This is a genomic window from Pseudoalteromonas sp. 0303, assembly GCF_013349995.1.
Taxonomy (GTDB): Bacteria; Pseudomonadota; Gammaproteobacteria; order Enterobacterales; family Alteromonadaceae; genus Pseudoalteromonas.
On the sequence record NZ_JABVXF010000010.1, the window covers coordinates 92,536 to 111,606 of the forward strand.

The window sequence follows — 19,071 nt, forward strand, 5'->3', positions numbered from 1 at the left end:
ATGCAAAAAAATCCGCTAGATGGCTTACATGATGTCATTGCACCGACCGAGGTTGCATGGTGGCCACTTGCTCCAATTTGGTGGCTGATCATTGCCTTAGTTGGTTCGTTATTAATTATCGGCTTAGTGCTTTTATATAAAAACCAGCAATTTAAGAAAGCCAAAAAACAAGCCATTAAGTTAAGTAAAACCCTTAGTGATGATGACGCGCAAGAGCTACACATTATTTTAAAACGCTTAACTCGCCATTATTACAGCAGTCAGCTTGCTTCTCAGCCTTTGGCAAAGTGGTCTGAAAGTTTATCGAAACTGAGTGGCGATAACTTTAGTTACGACGAGTTGATGCCGCTTTATCAGCAGCAAAGTAATAATGCTGAACTTGCAGCTAAATTACGCAGTGCTATTAGCAACTTTAAACTCAAGGAGCCAATTAATGTTTGAGTTTAGTTGGCCATGGTGTTTTGTGCTTTTACCTCTGCCTTGGTTATTAAGCCGCTTTATGCCGTTAAAGCAGCAAGGGCAGTTACGTTTACGTATCCCGGGCTTTGCTAAACTGGGTTTAAATAATCAAGCAGTGCAGCAACATAGCAGAAAAGTCTCATTGCTCGAGTGGCTAGTATGGGTTCTATTGGTTGTCGCTATTGCAAACCCAACTTGGCTTGATGAACCTATCACGCTGCCTAATGAAGGCCGCGATATTATGCTGGCGGTGGATTTATCTGGCTCGATGACAGAGCAAGATATGGCCTATCAGAATCAATATGTCGATAGGCTTACCATGGTAAAAGCCGTACTCAGTGACTTTATTGAACAGCGTCAAGGTGACCGACTAGGTCTTATCTTATTTGGTGATACCGCATTTTTACAAACGCCTCTTACTCGTGATGTTAAAACCGTGAGCCAAATGCTCAGCGAAGCGCAAATTGGTCTAGTAGGTAGAGCAACAGCCATTGGTGATGCATTAGGTTTATCTGTAAAGCGTTTTGCTAATAAAGATGAAAGTAACCGTATCGTTGTACTATTAACCGATGGCCAAAACACCGCAGGTAACCTTGATCCAGAAGATGCCCTGCTGTTAGCCCGCGAAGAAGGCATTAAGGTATATACCATAGGTGTTGGCTCTGATAATCCACGTGGATTTAGCCTGTTTAATATGGGTGGAATGAGTGGCGGTAACTTAGATGAAAATTTACTAAAACGCATTGCCGAGCAAACTGGCGGCTTATACTTTAGAGCAAAAGATATGGCAGGTTTGCAGCAAATTTATCAAGAGCTCGATAAGCTAGAGCCTATTAGTAACGATGAGCAAACGTTCCGCCCACAAATTTCATTGTTTTATATTCCACTGCTTGTGGCGCTAGGCTTAATAAGCTTAGCAATGCTCGTCAATTTTATTCGCCAATTTAAGCAGGAGAGCTAGTATGGATTTTGAATTTATTCGCCCTGCCCTACTTTGGTTATTAATTCCCGCGCTGATTATTTTTAGTGTGCTGTTGGTACGCAACAAAAAAAGCGCTCCCGCTGATTTAATTGCGCCCCATTTGGCGCAGTTTGTAATGAGCGACAATCATAAAAAGCAAAGCCAACCGCTTTGGCTAGTTGCCGTCTTTACTCTGTTAGCCATCGTGTTTACAGCAGGTCCAAGCTTTGAGAAGAAACAAGTCCCGGTGTTTCAAGCAAAGAATGCGCGGGTCATTGTGATGGACATGTCGTACTCCATGTTCAGTACCGACATCGCACCAAGCCGGTTAGTGCAAGCTCGCTTTAAAGCACTTGATATGATTGAGCTTTTCAAAGAAGGTGATACGGCATTAGTGGCTTATGCAGGCTCTGCATTCACAATTTCGCCGCTAACCAATGACGCTAGCACTTTGGCTAACCTTATCCCAAGTCTAAGCCCTGATATCATGCCGAGCAAAGGTTCGAATGTTATTGAAGGCCTAGAAAAAGCCGACGATTTACTAAAACAAGCAGGCTATTTAGATGGTGATATTATTTTAGTCACCGATGGGGTTGATAGCTTAGATCAAGAAGATATTAGCCGCTTTACTGCTCAGTCTAATTATCGCTTAAATGTCTATGGCGTCGGCACAGAGCAAGGTGCGCCGATTAAGTTACCAGAAGGTGGCTTTTTAAAAGATATGCAAGGGCAGATTGTGATTCCGACGCTAAATATCAGCCGCTTAAGTTCGCTTGCGCGCAACAGCGGTGGCAAATTCGCACTGTATCAAACCAGTAATCAGGATATTCAAACATTTGCCCCCACTGCCAATGCTGAAATACTCAAAGATGAGAAACAAAGCCAAGCATTATGGCGAGTTGATGCAGGTATTTACGGCCTAGTTATTTTATTGCCGTTAGCGCTATTTTTAATTCGCCGTAGTAGCCTAGTACTTGGCTTTTTGTTTGTTATGCTATTACCTCAGCAACAAGTTTACGCCGCTGAATTACCTGATGTGTTTAAGAATCAAGACCAACGGGCTCTCGATGCCTATCAGCAAAATCAATTTGAACAAGCCGCCCAAGCACAAAACACGCAATTAAAAGGCGCAGCTCTTTATCAGCAAGGTAATTACCAAGCGGCCGTGGATGCATTTAGTGAAGATAAATCTGCGACGGGTTTTTACAACTACGGAAATGCGCTTGCAAAAGCTGGCAAATTTGATGAAGCGATGGCTGCATACGAACAAGCTTTGAAACTTAAGAAAGACTTCCCTGAGGCGCTTTCTAATCAAAAAATTGTGGAAGAAGCTAAAAAGCAGCAAGAGCAACAACAGCAGCAACAAGATCAACAGCAAAACAATGATCAACAAAACTCTGATGGCCAGCAAGATAACCAGCAAAAGCAACAGGGTGAAAATTCACAGCAAGGCGAAAACTCTGAGCAGAGTGAGCAGCAAGATGGCCAACAACCTTCAGACCAAGGTGAGCAATCAGATCAAAAAGGTGAGCAAAGCGAGTCTAATAGTGACCAACAAAACAAACCTGAAATGCAATCTGAAGCAGACAAGTCGTCACAATCAGGTGAACAACAGCCAGAGCAAGCTCCCGAGCAACAAGATGCTCAGCCACAGCCATCACAAAGCGACGAACAAGCTAAACAGCAAGCAGAGCAACAGGCTATGCAAGCACAAGCTGCTGAACTGACCAATGAAGAGAAAGAAAAAGCTCAGCAACTTAACCAGCTGCTGCGTAAAGTTCCCGATGATCCAGCGATCTTATTAAGAAATAAAATGCAATTAGAAGCACAAAAACGAAACTATCAACGTCGTCCACGAGGAGCCGAAAAATCATGGTAATGCGATTATTATGTTGTTTATTGCTAATCGCGGCAGCGCCGCTTTGGGCTGCCACCCAGCTACAGGCAAGTGTTGATAAAAACCCTGTCCTTGCCGGTGAGTTTTTTGTTTTAACCATCTCAGCAGACGACTCTATTAACAGCGAACAACCAGACACTTCGGTGCTATTAAAAGACTTTGTTGTTGGGCCGACCAGTGTTAGCTCGCGCACTAATATTATTAATGGTGAAATCAGTAAGCAAACTAACTGGTCTGTAAAGCTGATGACCCGCAAAGAAGGCACTTATACCATCCCTGCCTTTACTGTAGCTGGTGTCAGTTCAAGACCCATTGAGCTAACGGTAGCTAAGCGCAGTCAAACCTCAGAGCAAAATAAAGAAGCATTCATTAAAACAAGCATCAAGCCAACTAGCTTATACGTGCAAGAAGCCGGTGTTTATACGGTTAAATTGTATTTAGACAACAACAAAGAATTGCTTGATGGCAACTTAACTACGCCAGAAATGGAAAACGCTGAGCTAACCCCAATTAACAAGCAATCTGAAGACTATGAGTTAATTGATGGCAAACGCTATTTAGTGATCACCCGTGAGTACTTAGTGCAGCCACAAAAAAGTGGCGTAAATACTATTACGGCACCTGTGTTCAACGGCCGTATTCGTCAAAACTATCGCCAAATGGCTGTGTCAGCGATGGGCGAAGATGTTGATGTTGAAATCAAGCCAATTCCAGATAACTACACAGGTGCATGGCTACCAAGTGAACTGGTTAACCTTGATGAGCAATGGCAACCAAAAGACGACACCGTTGAAGTTGGCACGCCAATCACTCGAACTATCACCTTAACCGCATTGGGGGTTACTAAAGAGCAACTTCCTGATATCGATATGCCGCAGGTGCAAGGTTTTAGAAGTTACCCTGATGAAAAAGAGAGTAATCATCTGGTACGTGATGGCCGCGTTATTTCACAGCAAACTGCTTCTTATGCTTTATTACCGCAAACACCGGGCACTTACACATTGCCTGAAATAAAGCTGCCTTGGTTTAATACTAAAATCAATCGTATTAGCTATGCGACCATACCTGCACGCACACTAACGGTAGTACCAAGTACAAATCCACTCACACCAACAGCTCCTGCTATCGTAGAGCCGCAAACCGCAAGCTCTAATGAGCTGAGTGATACGCCAACTAATGAGCTGAGTGATACGCCAACTAATGTACAAACCGTTACGCAAGTCACGGCCCCTGTGTGGCTTATTATCGTGGCAATTGTCGGCTATGGGCTTTGGTTAATCACCTTAGTGCTTTACATTAAAAAGCGCCCTCAACAGTCGACAGCGGAGCCATTACCTACCAGTGATTCATCAGTATCGTTGAATGAGCTTAAGCAGTTTGCAAAGCAAAACAACAGCTCAGGGTTTTATAACGCATTGAACCTTTATGCAAAAAAGCAGACAGGTAAAAATGCAGCTTCCATCGAGTGTTTACTAGCATCGCTGAAAAATACACAACTTAATGATGAAATTGCTAAATTACGCACTAAACTTTATAGTTCAGCAGATGAACAGGTTGATTTAAGTTTAATCGTCAGCTTACTAAGCCAAGCAACAAACCAAACGAAATCGACAAGTAATGATACTGAATTAAAAAATCTTTACGATTAACTATTAACCTAATAGGTTGAATATAAACGGCTAATCTTGAATTAGCCGTTTTTTTAAGAAAAAAATAATAATCTCAGAAAGTTTTTTTCTGATAGGCAGGTCTTAGTTACTATGACAGAAAAACAAAAGCGATATGAAGCGCTGGTTCATGTCTACCACAGTGAGCTTTTTCGCTTTGCGTATTGGTTGTGTCGTGATCAGAACATTGCTGAAGACTTAGTGCAGGAAACCTTCCTGAGGGCTTGGCGTGCCTTGGATTCACTGCAAGATCAACAAGCAGTCAAACCTTGGCTGTTAACTATTTTGCGTCGTGAGAATGCACGCCGCTTTGAACGTAAACAATTTGATTACGCCGATGTTGAAAACGACACCCTTGTGGATGAACAAAGTACAACCCTTGATGCTGAAATGGAACAAACAGTGATTCAACGACAAATAGGAAAGTTATCACAAGAGTATCGAGAGCCATTGCTATTACAAGTAGTAATGGGTTGCTCTGGCGATGAAATCGCCCAGATCCTCGATTTAAATAAAAATACTGTCATGACACGACTTTTCCGTGCCAGAAACCAGCTTAAAGAGGCTTTAAGCAGTGATGATGATCAACTTAGAGGAGCATCAAATTAATGGATGAACTCGAGTTTCGCCGCCGCATCCTCGCCGAGCCAAGCACTATTGATAAGGAACTTGAAGCGTTTGCCGAGCAGGACACAGATAAACAGGCGTTTATCGATGATGTACGTGCCTTTGAGGATGAACTAAGCAAAACGCTAAACATCCCCGTGCCTGAAAATTTAGCAAAGCGAATTATTGATAATACCTATGCTGAAGAAGAGAACGCTGAAAAGCCGCTAGACACCATTATTGAGGCTAAGTCGCGCTTTGCCTTTAATCGCTTGTATTTAGCCGCTGCAGCGTCGTTTTTAGTGGCAATTAGTGTGTTCTTTGTCACTAACAAACAACATACGTTATACAGCGTGGGTGAGCATGCCTTTGCGCACCTATACCATGAGATAGGCTCGCTAGATAAACATGAAGCGATAGACCTTGCCTATGTGAACGAAAAGTTTGCCACCATTGGCGGACACTTAGATGAGCTACCAGGTAAAGTAACCTATTTAATGTTTTGTGACTTTCAAGGCAAAAAAGGCCTGCACTTGGTATTTGAATCTGATTTTGGCCCGATGACGGTATTCATTGTCCCTTCTGACGAGCAACCATTTGGCACCGGCTCTGATGATTTCAATGATGAGCGTTTCGCTGGCCACATCAACCGTGGTGAGCGAGCGGATACTATCTTAATAGCGAGTATTGGCGCTCCACTTGATAGCTACAACAGTATGATCAATGACGCCATTCGCTGGCTGCATTAATACCTACTCGTAGTAACACATATTACAGGCATAAAAAAACCGCAGTCACTGCGGTTTTTTTATCGCTATAAAGCAGGTTACTTACAGACGTCTGCTACTGCATTTGCAAAGTAATCAATGTTTGCATCACTGATACCAGCAACGTTTACACGGCTAGAACCCACAATGTAGATAGAGTACTCTTTTTGTAAGCGCTCGATTTGCTCTTTATTAATACCTAGGAATGAGAACATACCATTTTGACGGTCAATAAATGAGAAGTCTTGCTCAATGCCTTTCGCTGCTAAGCTTTCTTTGATTAAAGTACGTAAGCCATTAATGCGATTACGCATTTCATCAAGCTCGTCATGCCACATTTGCGTCAGCTCAGTGCTGCCTAAAATCGTGCTAACAATATCAGCACCATGTGCAGGCGGCATTGAATAGATGCTACGTACAACGCTTAGTAATACAGAGTTAGAAATATCAGCAGTCGCTGCATCTTTAGCAATGATTGAACATGCACCGATACGCTCGCGGTATAAACCGAAATTTTTCGAACAAGAAGAACAGATGATTAACTCATCTACCGCTGCTGCTAATTTACGAAGACCCGCTGCGTCTTCTTCAAGGCTTGAACCAAAACCTTGGTAAGCAATATCAACCAGTGGCGTGAAACCAACTTCAACAGCAAGATCAGCAACGGTACTCCATTGCTCAGCATTTAAATCCATACCGCTTGGGTTGTGACAACATGCGTGGAATAACACAACATCACCTTTAGGCACTTGCTTAAGGGTATTAATCATGTCATCAAATAAAAGGTCTTTATTTTCGTAATCATAGTAAGGGTATTCTTTTACTGTTAAGCCCGCCGCTTCAAATAAGCTGATGTGGTTTGCCCACGTTGGCGTAGTTACCCATACCGTCGCATCTTTGTTGCAACGCTTGATGAATTCAGCTGCAACACGTAATGCACCTGTACCACCTGGTGCTTGTGCAGTGCGAACACGGTTAGCTAAAAGTGCTGGATGCTCACCCAGTAATAAGTTTTCCATTTTTTGACAGTAATCTAGGTTACCTGCCAAGCCAATGTACGATTTACTGGTTTCGTTTTCTAAACGAAACGCTTCCGCTTTTTTAACCGCTTTTAATACCGGCGTATCGCCTTGCTCATCCTTATAAACACCTACACCCAAATCGATTTTCTTTGGGTTTGTATCTTGTTTAAAGGCCGCCATTAGGCCAAGAATAGGATCTGTTGGTAATGGTTTTAATTCTGAGAACATTGACTATCTCTTTTTATAGGGGTTAGCGTTGCCACTAGCTTAACATAAAAACCCAGCCTGATTACTAGTTAAATTAGACCAAGAGTTGAGGAATTTTAATACAACAAGCCACAAGTAATGCAAGGGTTTGCTGATCAAAGAAATCATTATTAAATGCTTCTGCATCTATAATACCTAAGCATTCATTTTTGTCTGATAATAATGGTAAACAAGTCTCAGCTTTCACCTTAGGATCGCAAGTATAATACTCACCACCTTGTGCGAGGTAATCGGCTACGTTATTGATCACACGCCCTTGCTTAGAAAGTGCAACTTGAACATTGTTACTACCTTTAGCAAATGCTTCAGTTAGCGGGAATAATGGACGGCTCGGTGCACCATGATAAACCAGCTTTAATAACTGAGAACCTTCATTAGTCTCTGTCGCTTGATAAATACCAAACCAATCAACTTGAGTTTGGGCAACAACAAAATCGATAATTTGTTGAAGCTTAGCCAGTTTTTCAGTATTGGTAGCATCATCGGCAACATAATCATTTAATTTGAATGGTTCATCTTGTAAGTAGCCAAACAAGCTACACGCACCACCCTCGCCTAGCTCAGGAATTTGATACTCCCAACGCACTGCTGGTAAAGCTGACTCTGCAAGATAATGTTCAAGGTTTGATAATTGCTCAGCAACCAAATTTTCTGGTAATTTAAGCTGAGCTGTCGATAAGTAGTTAGAAATCATTTAGCCATCCAAACATCTATAATGCCAGAATGATAACATGCGATTTTAGTGTGAGCTAGTACTGCTTGCTGTTAATTGATAATAAATTTCGACTTGGTTGCCTGCACTATTGAAGGTCACTTTTGAGGCTACTTCCCCAAGTAAGCACAAGCCTCTGCCATGCTCTCTTACAAGGCTTTGTTGGTTTGCCAGATCTTTACTAAAACCATTTCCTGAGTCGCAAATAGTAAAATATAAAGCAAGTTCTTCCGGGCAATAACGAATATCAATAATGATTAAGGCATCAGTTAAACCTGCAAGTGCCTCTTCACGTTGTTGATAATAAATTAAAAAGCCATCATCCTGATTTTTGACCTCTGAGTCGAGACCTAACACCCCATGATCTAAAGCGTTGTTATACGCCTCTGAGAGTATCAAAAAGATATTCGCGCGATGTGCATTTAACCCTGCTACTTTGCTTATTACATCAACAACTTCCAGCACCGGATCGGTACTTTTGATTTGTTTTGAATTTAAGCTCAATGAAAAATTAAAGGGTAACGCAGATAGCGGCTCTGATTTTTGCTCAGGCTCGCGCATTGGTAAGCAATTTAATAATACGAGGCTCAAGTCGTCTTGTTGTTTACTACCACGGGCAAATTTATTGACTCGTTCAAGTACTTGCTCAGTAGAAATAGCAGGTTTTGAGGCTAGCACTTTTTTAAAACGATGCTCACCAAAGTACTCGTCATGTGGGCTAGTCGTTTCAATAATACCATCGGTTGCCATGACAATACGGCATGTGTCTTCTACTTCAATATGAATAAGTGCACGTTCGAATTCATCTTCTTCTAAAATACCCAGTGCCATGTGCTGAGATTCAAGGGTACGAATGACCTCACCGCTTTGATTGATAATATAGGTATCGGGTAAGCCACCTAACCATGCCGAGATACTTTTTCCGGTACTGCTAAGCTCTATGATGGTTGCAGCACAAAACATGTGACCTGGTAATAACTTACCCAATACGGAATTAATTTCTGCGGCAATATCACTCACCGACATGCCCTTACTCACCATAGTATAAAATACTCTTGAAGCAGGCAGTGCACCGACTGCAGCAGCTAAACCATGACCAGTAAAGTCACCAAGCATGCAATATAAGCTACCTAATGGGCTTTGTGCGACCAAAAACATATCGCCATTAAACATAGCCGCAGGCGATAAATGAAAATCTAAATGCTTAGGAAAAGATTGTTGGTTCTCTAGCGCATTATTAAAAATATGTTCGACAATTTCATGTTCGCGTTCGACTTGATTTTGATGATATTCAAGTTGTAGATTTTGCTCTCGTGCCTTTTGACTTAAATTTCTGATCCGGCTGTGCGCTTTAATTTTCGCGTTAAGAATCACTTCTTGAAACGGCTTATGTAAAAAGTCATCGCCGCCAACCGCTAAGCAACGCTCAAAACTCGCTTCGTCTTCTAAAGAGGTAATAAAAATAATCGGCAAATAGACTTGGCTAAAGCGCTCTTTGATGATAGCAGCGGTTTCAAAGCCGTCCATCACAGGCATAATGACATCGAGTAACACAATATCAATGGTGTGTTCTTCGAGCAGGTTTAAAGCAACAAGACCGTTTTCAGCGCTATAAACACGGTAGCCCTGCTGCTCTAACATCACGGTTAATAAGCGACGATTTAAGGCAAGATCGTCTACAACCAGAATATTAAGCATCAATCAATATCGAACTTTTTATCAAAACGTGATATTTGCAGGATTTTTTTCAGTTGCGGTTGGCAGTTACTGATTTGAATTGTTTCAACTTTGCCTGTTAGGTTTTTTTTCATGTTCAGCAACATACCTAACGCTGAGCTGTCCATGTAATCTGTTTCTCTGAGATCTATAACCACTTTATCGATATTGTCGTTGAGATCGGCGTACGCCTGACGAAAAGATTGCACCAAATTAAAATCAAATTTTCCTTTGATTTGTATGGTTAATATAGCGCCATCAGCAGAAGTGCTGCGCGTTAAACTCATAATAAACTCCTAATAAACAAATCTTTCCTGATACTTAACTAAATATAACCGCTTAAAACAAATAAGCCAAAAATTAAAACACTTAGGATGAAATTTGTTATCATTTAGCCAAGCTTTTATAACGAGATCTACCATGAGCGAAAATAATCTAGTTTATTCAACTGCTACGGGTCGCATTGAGCAACCTAAAGAAAGCAAACCAAGCCAAGGTAAAATTTTTAAAGACGGCTTTTTACGCATTGAACGTCAAACTAAAGGGCGCAAAGGTAAAGGCGTGATGTTAGTTGTTGGTATCGACAGCGAGCAGCATGATTTAAAAAAATTAGCCAAAACTATTAAAAGTAAAATGGGCCAAGGTGGTGCAGTAAAAGACGGTATCATCGAAGTTCAAGGTGATGACAGAGATAAGCTAAAAGCGATTCTCGAAGGACTAAAATTTAAAGTTAAAATTGCAGGGGGCTAATCACCCCCTTATTTTTTGATTTCTGTATTTTATGAATTCAATGAGTTGAGCTGTTCATAAAGTGTTGGCAACTCTTCTTCTGGGATAGGCTTACTATAGTAGTAACCTTGCACAATATAACAATTGTTGTTTTGTAAAAACTCAATCTGTTCAATGGTTTCCACCCCTTCAGCAACAACATTAAGCTTCAACTTTTGCGCCATTGCAATGATCGCAGCGGTTATTTCCATATCATTACTATCTTGTGGAATATCTTTTACAAACGAGCGATCAACCTTCAAAATATCGACAGGGAAACGTTTAAGGTAACTCAGTGAAGAGTAGCCTGTACCAAAGTCATCGATTGAAATTGACACGCCCAAAGCTTTTAGCTGATGCAGTTGTAGAATAGCTGCTTCAACATGCCCCATCAGCATACTTTCTGTTAGCTCAAGGTGTAAGCGTTTAGGCTCAACTCCTGTTTGTTTGATGATCTTATCCAGTGTCGACACTAAATTCGCATCTTTAAACTGACGTGCCGATAAATTAATTGAAATATTATTCTTTAAATCTTGGCTAGCTAAACGCGCTGCAAATTCACACGCCTCTTGCAGTATCCACGCACCTAACTCAACAATTAAGCCCGTTGCCTCAGCAATAGGAATAAACTTGGTCGGTGGGATCATCCCTTCTCTAGGGTGGAACCAGCGAATAAGTGCTTCGTAGCCAACTACTTGGTTATTTCTACAATCAACTTGTGGTTGATAATAAACTCTAAACTGCCCTTCGCGAATACCAGTACGAAGCTCATTTTCAATAAATAAGCGTTCGTTTGCTGCCGCATTAAGCTCTTGGCTATAGAAATGGAAAGTATTACGCCCTTTCGCTTTTGCTTCATACATAGCAAGGTCGGCATGTTTAAGTAACTGATCTTCTTCTTGACTATCAAACGGTGCCATCGTAATACCAATACTGGCACTGATGATAACTTCATTGTTACCTAACTTAATAGGCTCATTAAGCGTGCGCTGAATCGTATTAGCCACTTCCATAGCGTGTGTTTGGTGCTCAATACCACTTAATAATACCGCGAATTCATCACCACCTAAACGCGCTATTGTATCTTCGGTACGCAAACGCTTTTTCAAACGGTTAGCCACTTCTACTAATAACTGATCCCCTGCATCATGCCCTAGCGTATCGTTGATACGTTTAAATTCATCTAAGTCAAAATAGAATAAGGCAAATGCATAGTGACCACGTTCAGCCAGTGCCATAGACTTGCGCAGCTGCATTCTAAAGAAAGTACGGTTAGCAAGCCCCGTTAATGTATCAAAATAAGCCAATTGTTCCATCTTTCGCTGGCTTTCTTTTACAAACGAAATATCTTGAGCTGATGCCACGTAACTGGTGATCTCACCCCCATCTTCACGAATTGGTGAAATACTTAACGAAACCCAAACTGATTGGCGTTCATTCCCTTGTAATAGGGTATCCCCGCGCCAATAATTACGGCTACGCAAATCGATATCAATATCATCGACTAAAATCGCCATTTCTTGTGAAATGATATTCAACAGTGGCGAGCCAATAAAGTGACGCTCCTCAAAACCGGTCATTTCAACCATTTTCGGATTCACGTATTTGACTTCAAAGTCTTGATTGGTGATCACCACACCGGTACCCGAGAAAGCCACAGCCTTAGATAAACGATTCGCGGCTTTTTCAGCTATTTCTTTTTCGCTAATGCGCTGGTTTAGACCATCAATCAACTTACGAATTTCAATGGCCATGTCTCTAAACGAGCCATTGAGCGTACCAATTTCATCTTTATTGGCCTTTGGAAACTCAGTTTGTAATTGCCCTTTGCCAAAACTAACTACCGCATTAACTAACGAGTGAATGCGACGCAGTACTAGTTGATAAAGTGCTTGATGCAATAACAAGGCAACTAAAATAGCGTACAAGATAAACAAGCCGAAGAATTTTACTTTTAACTCTTCAAGTGCTGAAAGTGCCGACGAACGTTTTTTATAAATTCCAATATACCAATTTAGATTCTCGACTTTACGAATATTGATAATATGTGTTTCACCATCTTGTACAAATGAATTTGCCGACTCAGGTAGCTTTAAACGAATGGTTTCAGACACTAGTTTTTGCAGATCAGGGTTTACAAAATCTTCGGTCAGTAATTTTTTACCTTCACGACCATATTGCTCAAGCGTGGTTTTATCTAAATCAGGGTGAGCTAACAGCTGACCTTTTGCATCAAACACTAACAGATGCTGCTCACGGTCACCGATAGGCAACTGTGCCAATAAGGTTTCAAGCGCGATATCACTGCCTGTTACTCCAAAAAATTCGTTTTCGAAGTAAATAGGCACAAGTACACTCACCACCCACTTATGCCAAATAGTGTCGTAATACACTTTTGACCATACAGCTTCTCTGCTTGGGTTAGTTGCAGCTTGAGCGTAATTGAAGGTTTCGTTTTTGGTGAAGTCAAAGTCACCCGGTACATTAAGCGCCCAGTTTGGTGGCGCGATTCGAATAAAGTTATCTTTGGTAACTAAGTAAAAATTAAAGAAGTCTTGGATTAAGGTCGGTGAAACGATTTTCCATAGCGATTCAGAATCGTTTATAAGCTGTTTATAAAATTCAGAATAATTATCTTGAGGGATAAACGCAGCCGATAAGCCATTTTCTGAGGTACTACGGATACTACCATCGACAGCAAACTTGATATCTGCACTCCGTTTACTTTGTAAATGCGATTCATTTTGAAGTAGTTGACTACTAACAACGTTATTCGCCTGCTCAGCGATGTTGATTTTAGTTTTGATCAGGCGGTTGAATTGACGACTCAAGCGTTCACTAGAGTGCTTTAAAAGTTCGTGCTCTTCAAACACAAGCTGTTTTTCTTCAGATTTAAGCATCAAAGCCGCAGCACATATACCTGCAATCAAACAAATCGCAGAGATCAGCAGCGACAATTTCATACTTAATGAATTTACACCAAAACGTGATGGCGGTCGTCGATACACCACAGGACTACCTTATTAATAATTGTTATTATTTATTGTGCAAAAACAAATATACCAGATTCATTTTTATATTTATAAATTTTTTATAAATATAAATGAATTTTCTGAGTAAACACCTATCTTTTCTAAATTAGCTGCGATAGGCAGTTGACTTTACATACAAGTGTTTTTACATTAACCCAATGAAACAAATTATTTCTCGCACTTACTTTTCGTTTTTTAGCTTCTTTAGATAGAGGAGGCTTAACTGTTTGCGAGATAAATTCACCGAATAGCTAAAGCCTCCCACTTGGGAGGCTTTTTTGTTTGTGCACTGTTTTGGAATGAGGAAACCAACATGAGCATTGATACATTAAATGCGTTACGACACGATATTAATGAAATAGATTCCGACTTATTGGTGTTACTAGCTAAAAGGCGCCGTATTAGCCACAGCGTAGTTGAATATAAAATTGCCAATAACAAACCAATTCGTGATGAAGCCCGCGAACAAGCATTACTCGAAAAGCTCATTAATTATGGTAAGTCGCTCGGTCTAGATGCGTACTACATTAATAATGTGTTCCAAACCATTCTTGAAGATTCTGTTTTGAATCAACAAGCCATGCTACAAAAGAATCTAAACCCTGAAGCAATGAGCGAAAGTCATCGTGTTGCATATTTAGGTGGTCAAGGCTCTTATAGCCAATTAGCCTGCCATAAGTATTTCAGCCGCCGCCCAGGTAAAGTGATTGAGATGGGCTGCTCGAGCTTTGATCAAATCACCGGCAAAGTTGAAAGTGGCCAAGCTGATTTTGGCCTACTGCCAATTGAGAACACCAGTTCAGGTAGTATCAATGAAGTGTTCGATTTATTACAACATGCACAAGTATCAATTGTAGGTGAGGTCACTCATAGCGTTGAACATTGTTTATTAGCTATGCCGGGTACTGAGCTTTCTCACATTAATAAAATCTTTGCTCACCCGCAGCCTTTTGCTCAATGTAGCCGTTTCATTCAGGGTTTAGGTGATATTCAGCATGAAACCTGTGATTCAACCTTCCACGCATTGCAATCAGCGGTTGAAACTGCAAACAGCGCCGCTATCGGCTCAGCACAAGCAGGTAAAAACGTCGGTTTAGAGGTAATTAAGTCTGGCCTTGCAAACCAAAGTGAAAACCACAGCCGCTTCATTGTTGTCGCGCGTAAACCATTACAAGTATCAAAGCAAATTCCAACAAAAACCAGTTTAATTATGGCGACCAAACAACAAGCGGGTTCATTGGCTGATGCCTTGATGATTTTTAAACAACATCAAATTAACCTGGTAAAATTGGAATCTCGCCCAGTACCAGGAAACCCATGGGAAGAGGTGTTTTATGTTGACCTTGAAGCAAACCTTGATGACTTACATGTTAAGCAAGCGCTTGAAGAACTAAAAGAACACACCCAATACACCCGTGTATTAGGCTGTTATCAAAGTGAGTCTTTGCAAGCTGTTAGTGTGTAATAGCCAACCTAGGTATGATTAATAAATAGGAGCTGGTTGGCTCCTTTTTCGTATAATTTCATCTTAGATACTTGCACCCACTGCCCTGTCTGAGCATAATCTTGAAAACAATTTGAAATTGGAACTTTCATGAATTGGTTAGCAGAATTAGCAACTAAAAGAACACCTTGGTTATTATTAGCCGTTATTTCCCTCGCATTTGAAATCACTGCGTTATTTTTTCAATACAACATGGGCCTTGAGCCATGCATCATGTGTATATATCAACGTACCGCTGTTTTAGGCTTACTTGCAGCGGGTGTGATGGGTGCAATTAACCCACAAAATATGGTTGTTCGCTTAGTCGCATTTGCCACTTGGGGTGTCTCTGCAATTTGGGGTTACTTTATTGCCAAAGAACACATTGCAATGCAAAACAATACTGACCCTTTTGCATTTAGCTGTGCATTTGAACCTAACTTCCCAAGTTTTATGCCTTTGCATGAATGGATCCCTAGCTTCTTTGCCGCTACTGGTGATTGCGGAAATATCGATTGGCAGTTTGCTTCTATGAGTATGCCAGCATGGATGGAAGTGATTTTTGCAGCATTTTCAGTGGTATTTGTGGCTGTTCTAGTTAGCCGATTAGTGAGCAAAAAGTCGCTATAATGATTTATTTTTTTACTAGCCAAATCCCTGCTTTAAAAAGCTTTAAAGTAAGGCAACGCCAGCAAATTATTGCCCTTGCTTTGGCTCATTTAAGCCCAAGCAAAAAGATCATTTTATCAGTATGTAAGCTTGCCTTTTTAGCACCATTATTTTTAGGCTTGGCCTACTTTGAAGGCTGGATGCTTATTCCTTGGTTATTGTTAGCGGGCTTAAGTTACCCACTCATCACAACACCTATCGAAAACATGTTCGCATTAGCGCATTTAGACAAAGCTATCGATGAATTTAAACAGGGCGAATAACGCCCTGTTTAGGTGTATAGCCCGCTATTTATAGTGTAATTTTCCCCTCAAGTTTAGCAAATAGCTTATCGCCAATTCCTTTTACTTCTTTTAATTGCTCTACCGACTTAAACGGACCTTGCTTTTTACGGTGCTCAACAATCGCTTTAGCTTTTGACTCTCCAATACCCGGTAATTGAGTAAGTTGATCTATGCTGGCTTTGTTTATACTGAGCTTTTGCATTTTAACTTGTATTGCTTCGGTTGGTTTAACGGCGAATGCCGATGTAGCAGGTAGTAACGCAATGCTTGTGGCAAGTAAAATACTTGATAGTAATTTCATAATTTCCTCCATGATGTCCATCTTGGACAGGTAGTTAGCTATTACCCAACACTCACTCCATCGCTTGTGTTTAACTTTGGGTAACAATTTAAATAAAGCTAATGTCCCTATTATTGTCAAATTTGCTGAATAAAATTTTTCTCAAGTTACTTGCAAAGTAAGCCCCAAAGCATTACTGTATATAAAAACAGTAATCAAAGTAGCGGTATTACGCTGCAAATGCCACGCTTAAATGCAGGAGAAATCATGGCTGTTGTTGTTAAATATGTTGTAGAAAGAAACGGAGTCGAGCGCATGACGTTTACTACTAAGAAAGAAGCTGATGCGTATGACAAAATGCTCGACATTGCTGAGTCATTAGAACTAATGCTTGAAAAAGTTGATGTACCATTAAGCGAGCAACAAATTGAGTCACTGGCGCTTGAAATGGCAAAAGAAAAAGACCAATTTATGGCGGTACTTAAAGGTGCAAAAGACGCCCCAGCTAAGCCTAAAAAAGCAAAGTCAGACGACAACGTTGCTGATATAAAAGAAAAAGCGGCAAGCTAAACGCAAATTTAGATCATAAAAAAGGGCAACAGATGTTGCCCTTTTTTGTGTTTAATCAAAAACTACAGTGACGACTCAACTTCATCAAATAAGTCTGTAATTTCTTTTTTCGGCTCAGCAGTTGTAAGGCTAACAACAACAATAGCAATTGTTGATAAAATAAAGCCTGGGACAATCTCATAAATGATTGCACTTAATGCTTGGCCATCAATTGTAATTGGCGCGTAAATCCAAAACAGCACTGTTGCAGCACCAACAACCATACCACTAATAGCGCCTTGTAAGTTCATACGCTTCCAGTAAAGGCTCAGTAATACGAGTGGACCAAATGCAGCACCAAAACCAGCCCATGCATTACTCACTAAATCTAAGATAGAGCTATCGCGGTCATAGGCTAGGTAAATAGCAAATAGAGCAACCAAAATAACACTAATACGACCTACTAAAACCAGCTCTTTTTGAGATGCACTACGGTTTAAGTAAATCTTATAAAAATCTTCGGTTAGTGAGCTTGAACAAACTAATAACTGTGATGAAATAGTACTCATAATCGCCGCTAAAATAGCTGCCAATAAGAAGCCGGCAATTAAAGGGTGGAAGATAAGCTCAGACAACACTAGGAAAATCGTTTCTTTATCATCAATTGGCATTTGGTTTTCAAGCATATAAGCAGCACCAAATAGACCTGTTAGCACAGCACCAATAGCTGAAAGCGTCATCCACGACATACCCACACGGCGCATAGTCGGCATATCTTTCACAGAGCGCACAGACATAAAACGCACAATAATATGTGGTTGACCAAAATAACCAAGGCCCCATGCCATTGCAGAAATAATCGCTATCGTTGAACCACCTGCAAACCAATCCATCATATTAAGTGCATGAATTTCTGATTCTTTTGGTGAGCTTAATAATAAGTCATAGCGTGCATTTGCAAGTGTATCCATAACTGGCTGATCAAGCATGGTAAACGTTGCAATTGGCACAGCCAGCAACGAGATAAACATGATACAGCCTTGTACAAAGTCAGTCAGGCTCACTGCTAAGAAGCCACCAAACAAGGTATATAACACGACAACACCGGTTGTGATGTACAGACCCATTTCGTAGCTCATATTAAATGAGTTTTCGAACAACTTGCCGCCTGCAACAACACCTGATGAGGTATACAAGGTGAAGAAAACAATGATTACAATCGCAGAGATCACACGCAGAATATTTTTATTATCATCAAAGCGGTTCGCGAAGTAATCTGGAATGGTGATTGAGTCATTCGCCTTTTCTGTGTAAACACGTAAACGAGGCGCGACTAGGAAGTAGTTAGCCCAAGCACCGAGTACTAGACCTATGGCAATCCAAACCTTGCTTAAACCAAACAAATACATTGCACCCGGTAGGCCCATTAGCAGCCAACCACTCATGTCTGATGCGCCAGCTGAAAGCGCAGCAACACTTGGTGATAAATTACGACCACCTAGCATATAGCCTGATACATCGTCGGTAGATTGCTTATAAGCATACAGCCCAATCCCCAGCATGACGATGAAGTACATTGCTAACGAAATTATCATTCCTGTTTCCAAATTAGCCTCCAAAAGTTGTTTAATGTTGGCTTTTAATCCGAATAATGACTCGCAAGTTATTTAATTTTAAGACATTATTGGGGTAAAAACCGATATCACCCATGACTATAACATGCTTCCCCCCTACAACTCCAATCAAGCAGTTCAATGGCAGGGTTTACAATTTCAACCTTTTCATAACAAAAATATGATATTTAATCGCAAGTTATAGAATTCAATTGCAAATTATCCTAGTCTTAAGATCAGAATAAAATCAGTATTTATCCTCATAATACTCGCATTTAATTAATGCTATTTCAGGCACAATGACATATATTGCTGATGG

The 19,071-nt window shown here is 40.7% G+C and carries 17 protein-coding genes and 1 pseudogene; 11 read left to right on the plus strand and 7 right to left on the minus strand.

Translation table 11 applies throughout. The features are described 5' to 3' along the window. From HUS62_RS09040 to HUS62_RS09065, 6 genes and pseudogenes are all read left to right on the plus strand, one after another. Positions 1-441 carry a DUF4381 domain-containing protein gene (locus HUS62_RS09040; RefSeq protein ID WP_058586363.1) on the plus strand — a complete coding sequence of 147 codons (441 nt, stop codon included), beginning with the start codon at positions 1-3 and terminating at the stop codon, positions 439-441. After that, on the plus strand, positions 434-1,420 hold the full coding sequence (locus HUS62_RS09045; RefSeq protein ID WP_175079236.1) for a VWA domain-containing protein: 987 nt from the start codon (positions 434-436) through the stop codon (positions 1,418-1,420). The genes HUS62_RS09040 and HUS62_RS09045 overlap by 8 nt, the downstream gene beginning before the upstream one ends. A 1-nt stretch (position 1,421) precedes the next feature. Next, the gene (locus HUS62_RS09050; protein ID WP_175079237.1) at positions 1,422-3,299 is read left to right on the plus strand and encodes a VWA domain-containing protein; all 1,878 of its coding nucleotides are present in this window, start codon (positions 1,422-1,424) and stop codon (positions 3,297-3,299) included. Further along, on the plus strand, positions 3,293-4,966 hold the full coding sequence (locus HUS62_RS09055; RefSeq protein ID WP_175079238.1) for a BatD family protein: 1,674 nt from the start codon (positions 3,293-3,295) through the stop codon (positions 4,964-4,966). Before HUS62_RS09050 ends, HUS62_RS09055 begins: the two co-directional genes overlap by 7 nt. Before the next feature lie 78 nt (positions 4,967-5,044). Continuing rightward, positions 5,045-5,593, plus strand: a pseudogene (locus HUS62_RS09060) (sigma-70 family RNA polymerase sigma factor); the annotation flags it as partial. Continuing rightward, positions 5,593-6,339: a DUF3379 family protein gene (locus HUS62_RS09065; protein WP_175079239.1), complete on the plus strand. Its 747-nt coding sequence runs from the start codon at positions 5,593-5,595 to the stop codon at positions 6,337-6,339. The pseudogene HUS62_RS09060 and the gene HUS62_RS09065, both read left to right, overlap by 1 nt. Before the next feature lie 77 nt (positions 6,340-6,416). Here HUS62_RS09065 and HUS62_RS09070 read toward each other — a convergent pair whose 3' ends face one another. The 4 genes from HUS62_RS09070 to HUS62_RS09085 form a co-directional block, all read right to left on the minus strand. Then, positions 6,417-7,607 (minus strand): amino acid aminotransferase, encoded by a 1,191-nt coding sequence (locus HUS62_RS09070; RefSeq protein WP_175079240.1) that lies wholly within the window; start codon positions 7,605-7,607, stop codon positions 6,417-6,419. A 73-nt stretch (positions 7,608-7,680) separates the two neighbouring features. Beyond that, a complete protein-coding gene (locus HUS62_RS09075; RefSeq protein WP_055197972.1) occupies positions 7,681-8,340 on the minus strand; it encodes a GAF domain-containing protein in 660 nt (219 codons plus the stop codon). Between the two features lie 45 nt (positions 8,341-8,385). Beyond that, the gene (locus HUS62_RS09080; RefSeq protein ID WP_175079241.1) at positions 8,386-10,056 is read right to left on the minus strand and encodes a SpoIIE family protein phosphatase; all 1,671 of its coding nucleotides are present in this window, start codon (positions 10,054-10,056) and stop codon (positions 8,386-8,388) included. After that, positions 10,056-10,361, minus strand: a complete 306-nt coding sequence (locus tag HUS62_RS09085; protein ID WP_175079242.1) for an STAS domain-containing protein — start codon at positions 10,359-10,361, stop codon at positions 10,056-10,058. Before HUS62_RS09085 ends, HUS62_RS09080 begins: the two co-directional genes overlap by 1 nt. A gap of 133 nt (positions 10,362-10,494) precedes the next feature. Between HUS62_RS09085 and HUS62_RS09090 the strand changes: the two genes are divergently transcribed. Continuing rightward, entirely contained in the window at positions 10,495-10,824 is a 330-nt protein-coding gene (locus HUS62_RS09090) for a translation initiation factor (protein WP_055020714.1), read from the plus strand. A gap of 29 nt (positions 10,825-10,853) precedes the next feature. Here HUS62_RS09090 and HUS62_RS09095 read toward each other — a convergent pair whose 3' ends face one another. After that, positions 10,854-13,853, minus strand: a complete 3,000-nt coding sequence (locus HUS62_RS09095; RefSeq protein WP_175079243.1) for an EAL domain-containing protein — start codon at positions 13,851-13,853, stop codon at positions 10,854-10,856. A 334-nt stretch (positions 13,854-14,187) separates the two neighbouring features. Between HUS62_RS09095 and HUS62_RS09100 the strand changes: the two genes are divergently transcribed. The 3 genes from HUS62_RS09100 (at position 14,188) to HUS62_RS09110 (ending at position 16,289) form a co-directional block, all read left to right on the plus strand. After that, positions 14,188-15,339 (plus strand): chorismate mutase, encoded by a 1,152-nt coding sequence (locus tag HUS62_RS09100; protein WP_175079244.1) that lies wholly within the window; start codon positions 14,188-14,190, stop codon positions 15,337-15,339. Positions 15,340-15,468: 129 nt separating this feature from the next. Further along, on the plus strand, positions 15,469-15,987 hold the full coding sequence (gene dsbB / locus HUS62_RS09105) for a disulfide bond formation protein DsbB (RefSeq protein WP_175079245.1): 519 nt from the start codon (positions 15,469-15,471) through the stop codon (positions 15,985-15,987). Beyond that, positions 15,987-16,289 (plus strand): DUF6170 family protein, encoded by a 303-nt coding sequence (locus HUS62_RS09110; RefSeq protein WP_055197970.1) that lies wholly within the window; start codon positions 15,987-15,989, stop codon positions 16,287-16,289. Before dsbB ends, HUS62_RS09110 begins: the two co-directional genes overlap by 1 nt. Positions 16,290-16,317: 28 nt before the next feature. On the opposite strand, the gene HUS62_RS09115 is transcribed toward HUS62_RS09110, so the two are convergent. Beyond that, positions 16,318-16,611: a helix-hairpin-helix domain-containing protein gene (locus tag HUS62_RS09115; protein ID WP_175079246.1), complete on the minus strand. Its 294-nt coding sequence runs from the start codon at positions 16,609-16,611 to the stop codon at positions 16,318-16,320. Between the two features lie 246 nt (positions 16,612-16,857). On the opposite strand from HUS62_RS09115, the gene HUS62_RS09120 reads away from it, so the two are divergent. Continuing rightward, positions 16,858-17,160 (plus strand): YebG family protein, encoded by a 303-nt coding sequence (locus tag HUS62_RS09120; protein ID WP_054553324.1) that lies wholly within the window; start codon positions 16,858-16,860, stop codon positions 17,158-17,160. 62 nt (positions 17,161-17,222) lie between these two features. Here HUS62_RS09120 and putP read toward each other — a convergent pair whose 3' ends face one another. Beyond that, on the minus strand, positions 17,223-18,734 hold the full coding sequence (putP, locus tag HUS62_RS09125; protein ID WP_054562154.1) for a sodium/proline symporter PutP: 1,512 nt from the start codon (positions 18,732-18,734) through the stop codon (positions 17,223-17,225). Positions 18,735-19,071: the final 337 nt, after the last annotated feature.

Excerpts from the sequence above, each read along its gene's own strand:
- HUS62_RS09040 (WP_058586363.1), top strand. The coding sequence starts at position 1 with ATGCAAAAAAATCCGCTAGATGGCTTACATGATGTCATTGCACCGACC.
- HUS62_RS09045 (WP_175079236.1), top strand. The coding sequence starts at position 434 with ATGTTTGAGTTTAGTTGGCCATGGTGTTTTGTGCTTTTACCTCTGCCT.
- HUS62_RS09050 (WP_175079237.1), top strand. The coding sequence starts at position 1,422 with ATGGATTTTGAATTTATTCGCCCTGCCCTACTTTGGTTATTAATTCCC.
- HUS62_RS09055 (WP_175079238.1), top strand. The coding sequence starts at position 3,293 with ATGGTAATGCGATTATTATGTTGTTTATTGCTAATCGCGGCAGCGCCG.
- HUS62_RS09065 (WP_175079239.1), top strand. The coding sequence starts at position 5,593 with ATGGATGAACTCGAGTTTCGCCGCCGCATCCTCGCCGAGCCAAGCACT.
- HUS62_RS09070 (WP_175079240.1), bottom strand. The coding sequence starts at position 7,607 with ATGTTCTCAGAATTAAAACCATTACCAACAGATCCTATTCTTGGCCTA.
- HUS62_RS09075 (WP_055197972.1), bottom strand. The coding sequence starts at position 8,340 with ATGATTTCTAACTACTTATCGACAGCTCAGCTTAAATTACCAGAAAAT.
- HUS62_RS09080 (WP_175079241.1), bottom strand. The coding sequence starts at position 10,056 with ATGCTTAATATTCTGGTTGTAGACGATCTTGCCTTAAATCGTCGCTTA.
- HUS62_RS09085 (WP_175079242.1), bottom strand. The coding sequence starts at position 10,361 with ATGAGTTTAACGCGCAGCACTTCTGCTGATGGCGCTATATTAACCATA.
- HUS62_RS09090 (WP_055020714.1), top strand. The coding sequence starts at position 10,495 with ATGAGCGAAAATAATCTAGTTTATTCAACTGCTACGGGTCGCATTGAG.
- HUS62_RS09100 (WP_175079244.1), top strand. The coding sequence starts at position 14,188 with ATGAGCATTGATACATTAAATGCGTTACGACACGATATTAATGAAATA.
- dsbB (WP_175079245.1), top strand. The coding sequence starts at position 15,469 with ATGAATTGGTTAGCAGAATTAGCAACTAAAAGAACACCTTGGTTATTA.
- HUS62_RS09110 (WP_055197970.1), top strand. The coding sequence starts at position 15,987 with ATGATTTATTTTTTTACTAGCCAAATCCCTGCTTTAAAAAGCTTTAAA.
- HUS62_RS09115 (WP_175079246.1), bottom strand. The coding sequence starts at position 16,611 with ATGAAATTACTATCAAGTATTTTACTTGCCACAAGCATTGCGTTACTA.
- HUS62_RS09120 (WP_054553324.1), top strand. The coding sequence starts at position 16,858 with ATGGCTGTTGTTGTTAAATATGTTGTAGAAAGAAACGGAGTCGAGCGC.
- putP (WP_054562154.1), bottom strand. The coding sequence starts at position 18,734 with ATGATAATTTCGTTAGCAATGTACTTCATCGTCATGCTGGGGATTGGG.